At 52.1% G+C, this 17,647-nt stretch carries 14 protein-coding genes; all 14 read right to left on the reverse strand.

Annotation, left to right across the window (positions count from 1 at the left end; translation table 11 throughout):
* Positions 1-21: 21 nt before the first annotated feature.
* Positions 22-1,296: a UDP-N-acetylglucosamine 1-carboxyvinyltransferase gene (gene murA, locus L3D05_RS16260; protein ID WP_239617362.1), complete on the reverse strand. Its 1,275-nt coding sequence runs from the start codon at positions 1,294-1,296 to the stop codon at positions 22-24.
* A gap of 16 nt (positions 1,297-1,312) precedes the next feature.
* Positions 1,313-2,218, reverse strand: coding sequence for a UDP-N-acetylmuramate dehydrogenase (murB, locus tag L3D05_RS16265; RefSeq protein ID WP_239617363.1), 906 nt, complete (start codon positions 2,216-2,218; stop codon positions 1,313-1,315).
* Between the two features lie 151 nt (positions 2,219-2,369).
* Complete coding sequence (gene murG / locus L3D05_RS16270; protein WP_239617364.1) at positions 2,370-3,479, reverse strand: undecaprenyldiphospho-muramoylpentapeptide beta-N-acetylglucosaminyltransferase; 1,110 nt, start codon at positions 3,477-3,479, stop codon at positions 2,370-2,372.
* Positions 3,480-3,484: 5 nt separating this feature from the next.
* Positions 3,485-4,582 (reverse strand): stage V sporulation protein E, encoded by a 1,098-nt coding sequence (spoVE, locus tag L3D05_RS16275; protein WP_239617365.1) that lies wholly within the window; start codon positions 4,580-4,582, stop codon positions 3,485-3,487.
* Positions 4,583-4,627: 45 nt separating this feature from the next.
* The gene (gene murD / locus L3D05_RS16280; protein ID WP_239617366.1) at positions 4,628-6,061 is read right to left on the reverse strand and encodes a UDP-N-acetylmuramoyl-L-alanine--D-glutamate ligase; all 1,434 of its coding nucleotides are present in this window, start codon (positions 6,059-6,061) and stop codon (positions 4,628-4,630) included.
* A 23-nt stretch (positions 6,062-6,084) separates the two neighbouring features.
* Positions 6,085-7,047, reverse strand: a complete 963-nt coding sequence (gene mraY / locus L3D05_RS16285) for a phospho-N-acetylmuramoyl-pentapeptide-transferase (RefSeq protein WP_239617367.1) — start codon at positions 7,045-7,047, stop codon at positions 6,085-6,087.
* 4 nt (positions 7,048-7,051) lie between these two features.
* Entirely contained in the window at positions 7,052-8,455 is a 1,404-nt protein-coding gene (locus L3D05_RS16290; RefSeq protein ID WP_255807578.1) for a UDP-N-acetylmuramoyl-tripeptide--D-alanyl-D-alanine ligase, read from the reverse strand.
* Positions 8,455-9,942 (reverse strand): UDP-N-acetylmuramoyl-L-alanyl-D-glutamate--2,6-diaminopimelate ligase, encoded by a 1,488-nt coding sequence (locus L3D05_RS16295; protein ID WP_239617369.1) that lies wholly within the window; start codon positions 9,940-9,942, stop codon positions 8,455-8,457. The genes L3D05_RS16290 and L3D05_RS16295 overlap by 1 nt, the downstream gene beginning before the upstream one ends.
* Before the next feature lie 87 nt (positions 9,943-10,029).
* Positions 10,030-11,958 carry a stage V sporulation protein D gene (locus L3D05_RS16300; RefSeq protein ID WP_239617370.1) on the reverse strand — a complete coding sequence of 643 codons (1,929 nt, stop codon included), beginning with the start codon at positions 11,956-11,958 and terminating at the stop codon, positions 10,030-10,032.
* A gap of 88 nt (positions 11,959-12,046) precedes the next feature.
* Positions 12,047-14,341, reverse strand: a complete 2,295-nt coding sequence (locus L3D05_RS16305; protein ID WP_239617371.1) for a penicillin-binding transpeptidase domain-containing protein — start codon at positions 14,339-14,341, stop codon at positions 12,047-12,049.
* A gap of 30 nt (positions 14,342-14,371) precedes the next feature.
* Positions 14,372-14,791: a septum formation initiator family protein gene (locus L3D05_RS16310; protein WP_239617372.1), complete on the reverse strand. Its 420-nt coding sequence runs from the start codon at positions 14,789-14,791 to the stop codon at positions 14,372-14,374.
* A 42-nt stretch (positions 14,792-14,833) separates the two neighbouring features.
* Positions 14,834-15,790: a 16S rRNA (cytosine(1402)-N(4))-methyltransferase RsmH gene (gene rsmH, locus L3D05_RS16315; protein WP_239617373.1), complete on the reverse strand. Its 957-nt coding sequence runs from the start codon at positions 15,788-15,790 to the stop codon at positions 14,834-14,836.
* A 74-nt stretch (positions 15,791-15,864) separates the two neighbouring features.
* The gene (mraZ, locus tag L3D05_RS16320) at positions 15,865-16,302 is read right to left on the reverse strand and encodes a division/cell wall cluster transcriptional repressor MraZ (RefSeq protein WP_169279887.1); all 438 of its coding nucleotides are present in this window, start codon (positions 16,300-16,302) and stop codon (positions 15,865-15,867) included.
* Between the two features lie 148 nt (positions 16,303-16,450).
* A complete protein-coding gene (locus L3D05_RS16325) occupies positions 16,451-17,542 on the reverse strand; it encodes a DUF4349 domain-containing protein (RefSeq protein WP_239617374.1) in 1,092 nt (363 codons plus the stop codon).
* Positions 17,543-17,647 lie beyond the last annotated feature (105 nt).

Below are 17,647 nucleotides of genomic sequence, written 5' to 3' on the forward strand. Positions count from 1 at the left end.
TGCGGCGGGGAACTTTCACCGTTAGCTGTAAACCTTGCTTATGTGGACTTCCCGGGTAATATTGCCGCCAATCTGGCGGAACATCTCTTCGATTCGATCATATCCGCGATCGATATGGTGAACCTGTTCGACGACCGTGCGGCCTTGAGCCGCCAGCCCGGCTATGACAAGCGCGGCGCCTGCGCGAAGATCGGTCGCTTCTACCCTTGCGCCATAAAGCTGAGGTACTCCCCGTATAAAGGCATTGTTCAGATCTACCCGAATATCGGCTCCCATGCGGCATAATTCATCCACATGCTTGAATCGTCCCTCGAATATCGTTTCTTTCATGACGCTGACGCCATCCGCTAAGGCAAGCAATGTCATCACTTGCGCCTGCAAATCCGTCGGAAACGCGGGATAAGGTGACGTTACAATACGATCAACAGCCGAAGGACGTACTAAAGCGCCAACCTTAATTATATCATTTCCTACCTCGATTTGAACACCTGCCCGGCGAAGGACGTGGATGAGCGAGGTCAGTTGCCCCGGCTGCGTATTCTCGAGGGTAACTTCACCGCGCGTTGCCGCTGCGGCAACCATTATCGTTCCCGTCACGATCCGATCAGGGATTACGTCGAAATCGCATCCATATAAGGACTCTACTCCGTCTATCGTCAACGTATCCGTGCCGGCGCCTGATACTCGCGCCCCCATCTGATTCAGAAACAACTGCAGATCCTGAATTTCAGGTTCTCTCGCTGCCCCGATGATCGTCGTCCGGCCTTGAGCCAGGACAGCTGCCATCATGATGTTTTCCGTAGCCCCCACGCTAGGAAAATCCAAGCTCACTTCGGCTCCTTTAAGTCGACGGGCGGAGCAAATGATTCTGCTGCCCTTCTCTTCTATATTCGCACCAAGAGCCGCAAGACCGCGCAAATGCAAATCAATCTTTCTTTCACCGATCGCGCATCCTCCGGGTTGATAGAGCTGAGCTTCGCCGAAACGCGCGAGAAGAGGCCCCATCAGAAATACCGAGGATCGCATTCTCCGCATCAGACTCTCCGGAATGTGAGAGGAAGTTGCGACCGTCGAATCGACCGTCACTACCGAATCCTGATGTCGGGCTTTACACCCGAGATCCCGCAATATGTCCAGCATCACTTCAATATCAAGCAGCCTTGGTACATTGCGGATCGTCACTTTCCCCTCCGCCAGCAAGCTGGCGGCCAAGATCGGCAAAGCAGCATTTTTGGCTCCATGGATACGAATGGTGCCCGAAAGCGGATTCCCGCCTTCAATCACCAAATTGTCCAAGGGTTTCACCTCCGGGTTACCGCTCACCCAACAAGAGAACCTCCGGTACTAGTAGGATTCCATAAGTTTGTTCAATAGTGCGTTGTACTCGTCGTATGAGCGTGAGAACGTCCTCAGCCTTAGCACCGCCATGGTTAACGATAAAGTTAGCGTGCAGTTGGGAAACTTCCGCTGCGCCTTCCCGCAGTCCCTTTAATCCTGCCGCTTCGATCAGCCTTGCGGCATGATCGTTAGGCGGATTGCGGAACACGCTCCCCGCGCACGCCATCTGAAGCGGTTGGGTCCGCAATCGGCGATCCTTGTATGAAGCGAGCGCCGCCGCGATTTCCTTGCGGTCTCCGTTCGCCAGACGGAATACCGCACGGGTTACGATCCCCTTCCGTTCGTGAAGAATGGAATGGCGATACGAGAATCCCATCTCCTCTTTCCCAAGCACAGCCCGACTTCCGTCTTCCCATATGATGTCTGCTGACTGTAAGATGCGTGAAATGTCCGATCCGTGTGCTCCGGCATTCATGTATACGGCACCGCCGACCGTCCCGGGAATTCCTCCCGCGAATTCCAGACCGGTAAGCCCCTCTTTGCCAGACATGACTGACAGCTTGATGAACGAGTACGAAGCCCCTACCGACACCGTCTCGCCATCGAAACGCGCATCGTCGAAGCCGTCGCCCAGCTTGATGACCGCTCCGCGAACCCCTTTATCGGACACCAGAGTATTGGAGCCGCGACCGAGTGCGCACCACGGTACGTCATAGCGCTTGAGCAACTTCAAAGCCGCCGCAAGCTGACTATCCGTTTCCGGGACGAGCAGTAGATCCGCAGGTCCGCCGATTTTCCAAGTCGTATGTCCGGCAAGCGGCTCATTAAGCCGTACATGGCCGATTCCGGCTTCTTGTAGCTCAGCGACCAACTGCTGCATGGCATTATCCTCCTAACGAGTCCTTCAAGGCTGCACGTGCTGTCATTACCGTTGCCACAAGTTCGGCAGTCACGATCACGTTGTATCTTATGACGGCTAGGCGGTGGTGGTGACAAACGCCTATTGCATGCTGTACGAAGGACTGAGTCGTTTATCTTTTTCTTTGAATACGTACAATCTGATCATAGATGGCGGATGCCGCCTTCGGCATGCCGAGCCCTCTTGAAGCTTGAGCCATTTTACCCCTTAACACTTTATCGCCCATAATGGAGCTGATCTGGCTGAACAACAAGTCACCCTTCAAATCTCTTTCCAAGATCAGCCGAGCCGCTCCGGCATCGGCAAGACTTCTTGCATTAGCCTCTTGATGGTTATTCGTCACATTCGGCGACGGAATCAGAATAGATGGAATCCCAAGCGATGTCACTTCCGCGAGGAACGATGCTCCCGCGCGACCAATGAAAAGCGTCGCCGCCGCAAGCACTTCGGGCATATTGTGAATATAAGGAAGCACGTGCACGCGATTGGAACCTTCTGAGTTCATCCGCTTCATCGCCGCGGCCGTATCGTTATAAAATCTTTCGCCGGTTACGAATACGAAATGAGTATCCGGTAGCTTATGCAGCAACGGTCCCATTTCCATGATCGCGTTATTGATCGCTTTAGCCCCGCCACTCCCGCCCACAATAAGCACGAACGGCGTTTCCTGAGGCAATCCGAGCGAGGAAAAGCCCTTGCTCCTATCGGCTTGCAACACCCTCGTCGCGCAAGGGTTTCCGGCAAATTCTACGTCCGGACATTTGTTGAATAAAGGAACGGATTCTGAGAAACTAACCGCTACCCCATCGACATACCGGCTCAGAAACTTATTCGTCAGCCCTGGCAAGACGTTCTGCTCATGAATTAGCGTCGGAATGCCTAGCCGAGATGCAGCATAAACGACGGGACCGCACACGTAACCTCCGGTACCTACGACTACATCGGGCTTGAATTTTCTGAGCAGTTGCTTGGAACGTCGCACCCCTTGAACGAATCGAACGACTGTCCGAACGTTCTCCCAAGACAGGGAACGCCTGAATCCCGTAATCGTTACATCTTCGAACGCGATACCTTGCTCTGGCACGATTCGGCTTTCCAATCCGCGGTTTGTTCCTATGTACAATAAGGAGGAGCCGGGTTGCTTCTCCGATATTTCGCGACCAATGGCCAAGGCGGGATAGATGTGCCCTCCCGTACCCCCTCCGGTTAACACGACACGCATGAAAGTCACCTCGAATATCGGGATAAATTAAGTAAAATGCCAAGCGAAGTAAGCAATAAGGTCAATGAGGAGCCGCCGTAGCTTACTAACGGCAACGTTACGCCCGTAATGGGAAGTAAGCCGATTACTACGCCAACGTTGATCAACACTTGCACCGCGAATATACCGACGATTCCGGTTGCGAGCAAGCTGCCGAAAGGGTCGGAGATCGTAATCGCCGTCCTCATGCCCCGCCATATGAGAAGCAGAAACAATAAAATCAACAAGGAGCCTCCGATGAATCCAAGCTCCTCCGCAATGATCGAAAAAATAAAATCTGTCTGCGGCTCCGGTAAATAATTATATTTTTGACGGCTCATTCCGAGTCCAAGGCCGACTAGCCCTCCAGGCCCAATCGCGTATAACGATTGAATGGATTGATAGCCTGCTCCTTGCGGATCTTGCCATGGATCCAGAAAGGCCGTAATTCGCTGTAGTCGATAAGGCGCTGCCGCTATTAAGCCTGCTAATCCGGCCATTCCTAACAAAGCCAAACCACCGAGATGGGCGATTCTTGCTCCTGCCACGTATATAGCCAGCAAGGTAGCTCCGACCATAACGGTTCCTGTTCCCAGGTCCGGCTGAAGCATGATCAACGCGAACGCCGCCCCCATAATACCAAGCGGCGGAAGTAATCCTTTTGTAAAATTCGTAATCTGATTTTGCCGCTCCGAGAGCAGCTTAGCTATGAAGAAGATCATCGCTAGTTTCATAAATTCAGAGGGTTGTATGCCGAACGAACCGATCCCCAACCAGCTTCGTGCGCCTCCGCGCACGACTCCAATACCCGGGATCAACACGATAAGCAGCATGCCAAAGCACACTAATAACGCAGGAACCGCCCATTTGCGCCAGAACGTATACTCCACGTTCATCATAACGAACATGGAGACGATCCCAAGCACGGCGAATACCAATTGCCTTTTCACATAGTAATACGAATCCCCATAATCATGAAAAGCTGCTACAGCGCTAGCGCTATACACCATCACTACGCCAATGGCTAGAATGCCAAGAGTAGCGGCGATCATCCACACATCGGGAACGGAACGGGATTTGGCCATGAACCGGACACCTCGCGGTTTGCAAAAGTGGGGACATGCCCCCTTCTACAACGTATGCGCCGATTGCTTAAAAATGCGACCTCGAACCTCATAGGATGGGAACATGTCCCAGCTTGCGCATGCAGGCGACAGAAGAACGATATCTCCCGGCGCAGCCATGGCGGCTGCTTCCACGACGGCTCGGCGAAGCGTTTGCTCGGCGTCCTCTACAGGTTCGACGATTTTCACGTTCGTTAAACCGGATAACGCGGCTACTTTGCCAATCTTCTCCCTTGTCTCTCCAATAGCCGCTACGCCTTTAAGCCGATCGCGAAACACTGGCAACAGCTCCATATAATCCGAACCGCGGTCCAATCCGCCAGCGATCAGAATCAATTGAGACGGCAACGACAAAATCGACATCGTCGTCGCCATCGGATTCGTCGCTTTGGAATCGTTATAGAATTTCACGCCGCCGAACGTTCCGACGAACTCTAAGCGGTGTTCTACCCCGCGGAAATGGCGAAGCGGCTCCACGAGTAGCTGCGGGTTCGCTCCGGCGGCCAAAGCGATGGCAATGGCAGCTAGTGCGTTAGCCGTATTATGGCGACCTGGAATTCCTAACTCGTCAACGCGGATGATTCGATTCTTCTCTCCGTCTTCGTCAATGCTGACGATCCATCTTTCCTGTTCGATCTCATTCTCGGCGGGACGAATCGAGGAATAAGGCGGATCCACCATAATTCCCTGCGTTAACGTCCGCGTTACGGAGAATGGAAACCGTTTCCCTTGGAAGTCGTTCGCTAAACGGCGACAAGTTTCGTCGTCTTCATTGTAAATGGCGATATCTCCGTTTTTTTGGTTCTCAAACATTTTCGCCTTCGAAGCGACATAATCCTCCATGGAGCCGTGATAGTCCAAATGCGTCTCTGCGACGTTTAGCAAACATGCGATGCGTGGACGAAACTCTGACGTTCCTTTTAATTGGAAGCTGCTTAACTCGGCTACGAGCCAGCCGTCTTCGGCAACCTCAAGAGAGGCTTCGCTAAGCGGCCGGCCGATGTTTCCTGCGACGAGCGGCTTAAGCCCGGCAGCTTCCAGCAACACGCCCGTCAACGTCGTCGTTGTCGTTTTGCCGTTAGAGCCTGTAATGCCGATAATCGGCGCCGGAGAAAGATGCCCCGCAACCTCGACTTCGCTTACGACTTCTACGCCAAGCTGTAACGCGCTGACAATAGGAGCCGCCGAATAAGGAATTCCCGGGTTTTTGACCAGCAACGCGGTTTCCTTCGTCACGAGATCGTCCGGATGATGTCCGCACACAACAGAAATGCCCAAAGCCGTCAATTCATCGGCTTCAGGGCATTGTTCCCGCTCTTTCTTGTCGTTGACGACCACTACCGCGCCGACGCTATGAAACAGTTTAGCTGCGGCAACGCCGCTTCTTGCCAAGCCGAGAACGACGACGTGTCGTCCCCGGTAGGATGTTAGTTGCATCATCTCGCAATAGCCCCTTTTGTCGCTTAACTCATCTTATACAATAATAAGCCTGCCCCGGCCAGCAACAAGCCGACGAACCAGAAGGTAGTGACGACCCGCCACTCCGACCAGCCCGATAACTCGAAGTGGTGATGGATCGGACTCATTTTGAAAACACGCTTGCCTCGCGTCTTGAATGATCCGACCTGAATGATGACGGACAGCATTTCAAAGACGAAGACACCCCCGATGACGATGAGCAGCAGCTCCGTTTTCGTCAAAATCGCAACGGCAGCAATCCCTCCGCCAAGTCCCAACGACCCGGTGTCGCCCATGAAAATTTTCGCGGGATGTGCATTATACACTAGAAAACCGAGCACCGCGCCCACGACGGCTGCGCTAAATACGGCCGATTGCGGCTGCGTGGCTTCCAAGGCAATGATCGCATAAGCTCCGAAAGCCAAGGCGCTTGTCCCGGATAAGAGCCCATCCAACCCGTCCGTGAAATTCACGGCATTCGTCGAACCGAGGAACATAATGACAACAAGCAAGTAATAGGACCATCCCAAATCGAAGGACCAGTCCGTTCCCGGAACGGAAACGATTGTACTATGGTTCATTTTGTATAAAATATAACAGAAAATAGCCGAAAAAAGGAGTTGCCCGAATAATTTCTGCTTAGCGGTCAAACCTAGCGAGCGTTTAAATACGATTTTAATGTAATCATCAAGAAAACCGACGAGTCCGAATCCTAAGCAAGCCGTGAGCAATGCCCAGTATTCCAGTCCCTGGTCGGCGAACTTTAGAAAAGCGAGCGTTAAAGCTACCAAGATGATAATTCCGCCCATCGTTGGCGTGCCTGATTTCTTCAGATGGGACTCTGGTCCGTCCGTGCGAACCTGCTGTCCGAATTTCAGCCTGCGCAGGAGCGGAATGAACAACGGTCCGAATAAAACCGCAAGCACGAAGGAAACGCCTAAAGTCCAAATAATCGATGTATAGTCCATTCCCCTACTCCCCGGCTCCTTTCTGCAATTTCTTCACGACTTCTTCCAGTCGCATTCCGCGAGAAGCCTTCACAAGCACCAAATCATCCGATGCCAGCTCCCCGACCAAATAGTCGGCCAACGCTTCTTTCTCTTCGAAATAACGTACTCGGCCTTCCGAATAATTCGGCTTCGCTTCCTCGTACGTTTGTCGTGACAGCGGACCGTAGAGAAGGACATTGTCCGCCTTCGAATCGGTTAAGTAGCGTCCGATTTCTCCGTGTAGGGCGACCTCGTCCGCGCCAAGCTCAAGCATGTCTCCAAGCACGATCCACTTGCGACGGTATCCCGACAGCTCGGCAACCAGATGGATGGCCGCTTTAACCGAGGTTGGACTGGCATTATACGCATCGTTGAGGACGACGGCACCGTTGGACGCAACGCTCCGTTCGATTCTCATGCCAGTCAGCTTCGTCGCTTTAAGCCCTTCGCCAATCTCCTCGAACGTCAATCCGAGCAACCGTCCGACCGCGACGGCAGCCAATGCGTTAACCGCGTTGTGTCTGCCGGGCACGGGCAGCTCATATTGGGATTCCGATTCGCCGCTGACCGTAAATTGCGTTCCTTCGGTACTTACCCGAATGTAACGCGCGATCCAATCGCAGTCCGGATTCTCGCCGAAGGTCACAAGTTGAATCGGCTTATCGAGGTTAAGTGCCGCCAACTCTTCCGCGATCAAAGGCTCATCGCCGTAATAGACGAGCGTGCCCGACAGCTTCAGTCCTTCTGTAATTTCCAGCTTCGCACGGGCAATATTTCTCCGTGATCCAAGCTGCAACAGATGGGACTCCCCTATATTGGTAATGATCGCGATGTCCGGCTTCGCCAAGGAAGACAATAATGATATTTCCCCCTGCCCGCTCATCCCCATCTCCAATACGAGCAATTCCGTATCTTTAGGCGCGCTTAGGATCGTAAGCGGCAATCCGATATGATTATTGAAGTTCCCCTCGGTTTTATGTACGAGGTACCGGGTCGATAGAACCGAAGTTACTAAATCTTTGGTCGTCGTTTTCCCATTGCTTCCGGTTACGGCTACGACTTTCACGGCTAATCCGCCGTTCAAGTAACCGACCGCCAATGCTTGCAGAGCCTCCAGCGTATCTTCGACCAAGATTAGCGGAATATCGAGCTCCGGCAAGGGTACTGCGCTTTCCCACAATGCGGCGCTAGCGCCGGCATCCTTAGCGATTTGAATATAGTCGTGCCCATCGAATCGTTCGCCCTTCAAAGGCACGAACAGTTGTCCGGGTTTAATCTTGCGCGTATCCGTCGAGACGCCGGATAACAAGATGTTATCGTTCGCCGATAAACCTTGTATCCCTATGGCGCCGCTCCATTCGGCCACTTCGCGAACCGTTGCCTGCATCACTTCATTCGACTCCTTATAGCTTCTTTCGCCACTAGGCGGTCATCGAAATCATGCGTGACTCCGCCGATAATTTGATAGGTTTCATGGCCTTTCCCCGCAATCAATACTACATCGCCGGGGCTTGCCATTTCAACCGCTTTTTCGATCGCCGTCCGCCTATTGGGCTCAAGCACATAACGATCCTGCGCAACTCCCGCTTCCTTTAGCCCATCTTCGATATCGCCCAGAATGGAGAGTGGTTCTTCCGTCCTAGGATTATCGCTCGTGACGATCAATTGGTTCGCCAATTCCGCGGCGATTTTCCCCATAATAGGACGTTTGGTCTTATCGCGATCGCCGCCGCAGCCGAATACGCAGATAACCTTCCCCGTAGCCAGCTCGTTAACCATGCTGAGCACGTTTTCCAAGCCGTCTGGCGTGTGCGCATAGTCTACGATAACCGCGTAAGGCTGGCCCTCGTTGACGGGCTCCACGCGTCCAGGTACGCCATCAATCCGCTCTAAGCTGCGCAAAGCGTCGTCCAATTCGATACCTTCGCACAGCGCGGCTCCAAGGGCGGCTAGTGCATTATATACGTTAAACTTGCCTACTAATTTTAGATGGACTTGACGGTTACCGCAAAAAGTTTCCAATTCGAACGAAGTTCCGCTTGCGGTAATTTGCACGTTAGACGCCTTAATGTGGGCAGCTTGATCGATTCCGTACGTTACAACCTCGGCAGACGTCAGCTTGGCATATCGGACAGATGCTTCATCGTCGCTGTTCAGCACCGCAAATGAACGATCTTCGATACGGTCCGCATATGTATTGCCTAGTCGGGAGAAAAACAAGCCTTTAGCCGCCTCGTAGGCTTCCATCGTTCCGTGATAGTCCAGATGATCCTGAGTAAGATTGGTAAATATCGCGGTTTTGAAATGACAGCCTTTGACCCTGCCTTGTTCCAAAGCGTGGGATGATACCTCCATCACGCATCGATCCGTACCGGCTTCGACCATGGAGTGGAAAATTTGCTGCAATTCCAACACGTCCGGAGTCGTTCCCGACATCGGAAGGCTCCGACCGCCGAATCGCGTTTCTATCGTTCCGATGACACCTGCGGACACGCCGGCATCCGACCAGATTTGCTCGACTAAATAACTCGTTGTCGTTTTCCCGTTCGTTCCGGTAATGCCGATCGGACGCAGCTTGTGCGACGGCCTGCCGTAGAAAAAATCAGCCAACTGCGCGAGAGCTTGCCGAGAATTCGGCACGATGAGCTGAGGGGCGGAGATCGGCAGCTCCCGATTTGTCAACAGCGCGGCGGCGCCTTTGCTGATCGCTTGGGCTGCATAATCATGCCCGTCCACCGTATGTCCGGGAAGACAGATAAACAAACAGCCCTCTTTAATTTTACGCGAGTCGCTTTCCAAGCTTTGAACGATAAGGGATGGATCGCCAACGATTCGGCATACGAGCAATTGCTGGGACAACTCATAGAGATTCATATAAGACTAGCCTCCTGACGACATCTTGTACATTGTAAACTCATTATGGTCCAATGACTCCCGATCATTCAAGTGGAATCGCCAACTTTAGTCCGAAGCGCCTAGATAGATTCGGATCGCGGAGCCCTGTTCAACCCTTGCCCCTGCTGCCGGCGCTTGCCGAACAACGGTTTGCCCGCTTCCAGAAGTTACTAATCGAAAGTTTGAATTCATATCCTCGTACAGGTCGGATACGGTTTTGCCAACGAGATTCGGCACGGTTACGATCCGGGGTTCTCCGCTGCCGTATTTATATTCCTTCTCCACTTGGGCGGTTCTAGGCTTAACGCCTAAATGAGGCAAGGCATCCGCCATAATATTGCGAACGATCGGAGCGGCTACGACTCCTCCGAATTGAATGCCTTGGGGATTATCGACCGCTACGTAGACGACTAGTTGCGGGTCGTCCGCGGGAGCAAACCCGATGAACGAAACGATGTGCTCACTTTTCGAATATCTTCCGTTCACGACTTTCTGCGCCGTCCCCGTCTTCCCACCGACGCGATAACCTTCCAGGAACGCCTTCGCTCCGGTTCCTTGCGCGACGACCTTCTCCAGCGCCTCTCTCACCTTCTTGGACGTTTCCGGCGATATGACCTGTCGCACTAGTTCAGGCTTCGTCTCCTCTAGAATCATACCGGTTTCCGGCTGTATCCATGATTTGGACACGAACGGCTTATAGAGCTTGCCGCCGTTAATGGCCGCCGATACCGCCGTAATCTGTTGGATCGGCGTTACGGAGACGCCTTGCCCGAAAGCTGTCGTAGCCAATTCCACAGGCCCGACCTGCTTAGGCTTGAACATGATCCCGTTCTCTTCCCCTTTCAAGTCGATGCCCGTCTTCTTCCCGAATCCGAAATCGTAAATATAAGAGAATAGCTTATCTTTCCCCAACCGGTTTCCAAGCGTCACGAATCCCGGGTTGCAAGAGTTCTCGACGACTTCCAAGAACGTCTGGCTGCCATGTCCGCCTTTCTTCCAACAACGCAGCTTCGCTCCCGCAACATCAATATAGCCCGGATCATAGAAATGCTCATGCTCCAGATCCACTTTTCCTTCTTCCAACGCTGCCGCTAAAGTAATAATCTTGAACGTGGAACCGGGCTCGTAAGTCATCCAGATCGGCAAATTACGGTTATAAACCTCGACAGGTACTTCCTGGTAATTGTCCGGACGAAACGTAGGGCGACTGCCCATTGCATAAACTTCACCGGTATTCGGATTCATCGCGATAGCAATTACGCTATTCGCTTGATATTGAAGCATCGCTTGATCAAGTTCACGCTCCACGATCGATTGGATGGTCTGGTCGATCGTCAGTTGCAAGGACAATCCATCCTGAGGCGGCACGAAAATATCCGACGATTGCGGCATTTTGCGCCCGGCGGCATCGGTGAGCGACGACACGTTCCCCTTCTGTCCGGTTAACCGATCGTCGTACTTTAATTCCAATCCCGTTAAGCCCTGATTATAACTGCCCGTAAACCCAAGCACGTGCGCGGCTAAACTTCCGAAAGGATAATATCGCTTGTTGTCTTCGGACACGACGATGCCCGGCAAATTCAAACTGCGCACTTCCTGAGCTTTCTCGGGAGTCAATTTGCGCCCCCCCGGCTTAAGCTCTACGCTGGATTGCACTATGGATATTTTCTTGAACAAACTCTCTTCCGACATCCCCAAGAGCCCGGACAGTTGCCGAGCCGTCTCTCTTTTGTCTTTGATCTGTACCGGAATCGCATAGATCGTCGGAGAGCTGATATTGTACGCAAGCCGTATGCCGTTGCGGTCTAATATCTCCCCGCGCTTGGCTTGGAACGGAATATCCCGTCTCCAGGAATCTTCGGCCTTCTTCGTAATTTCCCCGCCGATCATAAGCTGGACGTAGCCTAATCTGATGATCAAGGCTGCAAAGGCGATCACTGAAATGACCATTGCGAGATACAGCCTCTTCCTTACGGTAACCTGTGAAATTTTCAAAATGAAAAACCCCCTTTACCGGGAACGTCTGGACGTGCTTTCGCCTAGTTCCAGACTATTCTCGGGAAAAGAGGGTTAGAACAAGCCCTCAACCTTCGGGCTTCGTTTCTGATGAACTACCAGAAGCAGCTTCTTCGGTTGAGGCTTCGGTCGACTCCGCCGGCGGTTCAACCGCTTGCCCTTGGGGAGCGAGCGTTAATTGAAGAATCCATTTCCCATCGACTTTAACGGCTTTCTGCGCCGTGACGTAGCCTTGGCCATCTACTGTGGCCGCGACCTTGAGCAGGGAACACATCTCAAGTGCATCGCGTAGCGAAAGTCCCTTAAGATCGGGAACGTTGCCGGGTTTCGTATCCGTTAGCAAATAAATTCGCTGCGAGGGAGGAAGCACGCTTCCCCCTTTCGGCAACTGTTGCAGCACTTTGGTGCCTTTGCCGAGCACTCCGACCGGGAAAGAGCGCTCTGTCAACTGTTGGCGCGCCTGAGACACCGTTAAACCGGAGACGTCCGGCACGGAGGACGTGATTTCGACATCTCTACGTGGCTTAGTAGACTCGCTGGAGGGAGTCTCCTCCGACTTAGGCAAATTCGGCTCGATACCCATATGCAACAACGATTTGCCCATAATTTCTTTGAAGATTGGACCGGCTACCGAGCCCCCCCCGGCATTGGCGATCTGCGGTTCGTCTACGACAACGTACAGTACGATTTTCGGCTTCTCCACGGGAGCATAACCGATAAACGAAACGACGTATTTTTCCTTGGAATAACCGCTTTTGTTATCTTCGTTTTTCGTAACCTTCTGCGCCGTCCCCGTCTTCCCGGCAATCTTGTAGCCTGGAATATACGCTTTATACCCAGTACCAATCGCTTTGTCGCTTACGACCGTCTCCAAGTATTCGCCGACCTTGCGGGAAGTTTCTGGAGAAATGACTTGACGAATCACTTTAGGCTCGGTCAAAGTCTTCTCTCCCGTATTCGGGTCGCTGATCGATTTGACGATATGCGGCTGCATGAGTTTGCCTCCGTTGGCTACGGCGGCTACGGCGGCCACTTGCTGAATCGGGGTAACCAATACCTTTCCTTGACCGAACGCGGCCGTAGCTACCTCGGACGGATAATTGAGGCTGAACGGCCTGGACACCTCGTTCGGCAGCTCAATGCCTGTCTTCTGCCCGAAGCCGAAGTCGTTAATGTATTTCGTTAATCTTTCCTTCTTTAGCATTTCATAACCTAGCTTAACGAAAGCAACGTTACTAGAGTGCTTAAGGCCGTCCAAATAAGTGATTTCTCCCCAGCCGACTCCGTTGTGGTCCTTGACCGGCTTATCCTTTGGGCTGTATTTGATCGTTCCGGATTTATAAAAAGCGTTCGGGTCGAACAACCCTTCCTCTACCGCTCCCGCTAACGTCACGATCTTAAACGTCGAGCCCGGCTCATATAAGGATTGAATCGCGTTGTCCCGGAACGAATTTTGATCCTTCGTATCCCAATACGTATTCGGGTTATAGTCGGGCAAGCTGACCATTCCCAATATTTCCATCGTTTCCGGATCGGCGGCGATCGCCGTTATACTGATCGGTCTATACTTTTCATAGGCGGTTCTTAACGCTTCCTCGATATAGTATTGAATATCCTTGTCGATCGTCAAGGTAATGTCCTTGCCGTCCACCGCCTGCTTGTATTCCACATCCCCGTTCGGAAGCTGGACCCTAGCGCCGTCCTTCTGATACTTGATGAATCCGGGACTTCCGCTTAATTCTTCATTCATCTTCTGCTCCAAACCGTAGACCGCTTTGCCGTCCTTACTCTCGTATCCGAGAATATGGGAGGCTAGGGAACCGTTCGGATAATAACGCTTTTGTTCCTCCATGAAGTACAGTCCGACGTCGTTCTTCACGCCTGTCAACGTGCGAATCTCGTCTCTGAACGCTGCTAAACGGTCTCTAGTCGCTTTGTCGACCTTCCAACCATCCGGCCGAACTTCGCGTTGATCCCGATAGGTGACTCCGTCGTCTTTCTTGGAGGTAATGAATTCTCTTAGTTTGGCTTCCTCTGTACCCAGGACGATATGAAGCTTCGATACGATCCTGTCCGTCAGCTTCCATTCCGGATGCAAGGCTTCCAACTCCGCGATCCGTTTAGGCCCTACCGCAACCGTATAGGCTAGAGCATCCGCGGCTAACACTTTGCCGTCCCGATCGAGCAGCTTGCCCCGTTCTTGCCGAATGGTCTCGCTCGTCACCCAAGTTTTCATCGCTTGCTCCGACCAGAAATCGGCTTTCACGACCTGGACCCAATAGATTCGAACGATTAAACCGACAAAAAGGAGGGTAAATAACCCTCCCGCCAGTAACGTCCGTAGTTTGATTCGTTTAATCATAGCTTTATCCTCTTCTTTTCCCGATCTAGCTTAAGGCTTCTTCGCCACAGCATTGTGATCGTCCTTGGAAGCGGTAATTCCTTCGCCTTCTATCTTCACGTAGCCATTCGCGATAGCTCTATCCCTAATAATGGCGGGATCGCTAAGACTATTCACTTGGTTCTGAAGCTCTTTGTTTTTCTCCGTTGCTTGTTCATAGGATTTTTTCGTCGCTTGAATCTCTCCGTTGACCTGATAGATTTGCGCATAACGAAAAATAATAATGCCTGCGACAAAGACGACTAAGCCGACCGTAAACAAATACAGTAGTTTCTCGCCGATCGGAATCGTCCTCCGGCGAGGGACATTCGTTCTCTGCGGTTGTCTGGCTGGCTGCTGCTGCTGCTGATGTTGTTTTCTTTCTTCTTGTACGCGCTCCGGACGAAGCGCCAAGTTGCCGTAGTATGCCATTTTTACCTTGTGCCCCTCTCAGCGTTATCTATTCTAACCCGGTTATCCGAGCTTCTCTGCGATTCTTAATTTGGAAGAACGCGCCCGTGGATTGGCTTCCAATTCTTCCTCCGTCGGTAAGATCGGCTTGCGAGGCGTCAGCTTCAAGCGGCCGTCTCCGCCACCGCACACGCATACCGGAAAATCGGTCGGGCAGCTGCAGCTTGCGACTTCCTTCGCCAATGTCGTCTTACAAATGCGATCCTCTAAGGAGTGGAACGTTATAACCGCTACGCGACCTTGAGGCGCCAAGCATTCTATCGTTTGATCCAATGCCTCCTGGAAGGCTCCGAGCTCATCGTTCACCGCGATGCGAAGCGCTTGGAAAGAACGTTTCGCGGGATGGGGGCCTGTTCGGCGCGTCGCTGCGGGAATCGAGGATTTAATAATCTCCGCCAATTGGCCCGTAGTTTCGATCTGCGCTTTTTCTCTCGCTTTCACGATGTTAGCCGCGATCTTGCGGGCGAACTTCTCTTCCCCGTAATCCCGAAGAATGTTCGATATTTCCCGCTCCTCCCATTCATTAACGATTTGTTTCGCGGTAAGTGATTCGTCGCGATCCATTCGCATGTCCAGCTCTGCATCGAGGTTGTAGCTGAAGCCGCGATCGGCTTCATCCAATTGCGGGCTAGATACCCCAAGGTCGAACAATACTCCGTCCACCTGCGGTACCCCGTCCTTCTCCGGAACTCCGGCCGACTTAAGCGCCAGCTTCAGATAGCGGAAGTTGCTTTTCACCAGCGTCACGATATCGCCGTATGCGGCTAAGCGTACGCGTGCATTGGCAAGGGCGGTTTCGTCCTGGTCTAATGCGATCAATCTCCCCTGCGGGCCGAGCTGCGAGGCGATAAGCTCGCTGTGCCCTGCGCCCCCCAAGGTACAATCGACGTAAATGCCGTCAGGACGTATGTTTAAGCCTTTTACCGATTCCTCTTTCAATACCGTAACGTGGTGAAACATAGTTGCTGCCTCCCGGTGCCCCATAAGGGTTCCGTCTTTCTTGTTTATGTATGGTTTGGTAAGTTGTAAGCGAGTTAGAAGTTAAAATCAAAGTCGACGAGTTTCTCGGCAATTTCGTTAAACGAATCGGCAGACTGCTTGGAGTATTCCTCCCAAGTCGCCTTGTCCCAAATTTCCACTCTGCTGGATACGCCGATTACGGTGCAATCTTTGTCGAGTTTGGCATATTCGCGCAAATGGTTCGGTACGTTTACCCTGCCCTGTTTATCCCATTCGCATTCCGAAGCCCCCGAGAAAAGCAGCCTGGAGAACGCCCTTGCGTTAGCCGCCATCGACGGCAGGGTCTTGATCTTTTGTTCGAGCTGGGCCCATTCTTCGCGAGGGTAGACGAACAAACAGTTGTCCAATCCACGGGTGACAATAAAGTCGGTGCCGAGAGCTTCTCGGAATTTCGCCGGGATAATAATCCGTCCCTTGTCATCGATGCTGTGCTGAAATTCCCCCAAAAACATAAGCTCCCCACACCCCCTCCACTATTCACCACTTTCCACCACTCTGAACCACTTATGATGATTATTCGCGGCATAAAATAAAAATCCTGCCACGAGAGCAGGATTTTCAAAAAAATATTTCATGAGATTAACGACTATCGTCTGCCAATTATTGATTTTCTTCCTCTTTATCGGTATCTTTAGCAACCGAATCATCCGTCGTCGGAGCGATAGACTGATTCCAAGACTTCCTTTTCTCTTCCGATTGAGTACGCCTACTCCCTCTACGCTTGCGAACGAAAATATAAATCGGAAGTCCGATGACGAGGACAACGGCCAATATAGGAAGCAAGGCAGCTATGAAGATTAATAGCCATTCCCCTGCATTCTTTAATACTTTAGCGCTGCCGGACAAGGCATCCGAGATCCGCGCTCCGAATCCGCTCTTCTCGACGGTCTCTTCCTCTTGATTGTCCGGGATTCCCGACGATTGGTACAAACGCAGGTTAATCGTGGAGAACGCAACGTTCTGATCAAGAAAGCGAATCCGACCTTTAATCTGTTCGATTTCCTGCTGAACGTTGCCTAGCTCATTGGAGAATCGCACGAGATCATCGCTTTTCGTCGCTTTGTCCATGAAGCTCAGCAATCGCGATTCTACTGTTTGCTTAGCCTTAAGCCGAGCATCGAGGTCGACGAATTCTTCCGTAACGTCGTTACCCTGTACCTCGCGCTCAAATTTTAGATTTTTGATTTTCTGCAATTTATCCAAGAAAGAAGTGAACCCTTCGGAAGGCACTTTAATGACGTAAGAAGCGCCAACCTCGTTCGTATTGCGGCTGTCGGAAAATTGAAGGACATACGCCCCGCCAAGATGGATAATATTAAGCAACTCTTCCTCGGCAACCTTAAATTCCTTGACCTTCATGACCAGATCGGCACGGTAGATGATTTTGCGCCCGAAACCCGCATTAGCGTCCGCGATCGGACCGATTCCGCCCCCGCCGACCGCAACTTCATTCCCGTCTTGCATCGCGGCCTCCGCAGGCGCAGCAGAAGCCTCCGCTCTCGCAGCCGAGTCCGCGACAGAGAACGACATCGAAGCAGATGTCGTATTAGCTTGCCGATCGGCTTCGGTTGCGACCTTCGCCATAGAATTGCTATCGTTACTGCTGCCACATGCCGCTAAACTTAACGTCAGCCATACCGCCAGCATCAGAAGAACACTGTTTCTGAAGCCTCGTTGCCATTTCCCCTTCATCTAGATCTCCCCTTTTTTTGTTTGCTAAATGGATAGACGCAGTAGTTGAGGAAAATGTTTCCTATAGAAAGAATATCCCGCTTCGCATATCAGCGAGCGGGATGA

Origin of the sequence: Cohnella mopanensis, from assembly GCF_022352055.1 — a bacterium.
In the GTDB taxonomy this organism is placed as follows: Bacteria; Bacillota; Bacilli; order Paenibacillales; family Paenibacillaceae; genus Cohnella; species Cohnella mopanensis.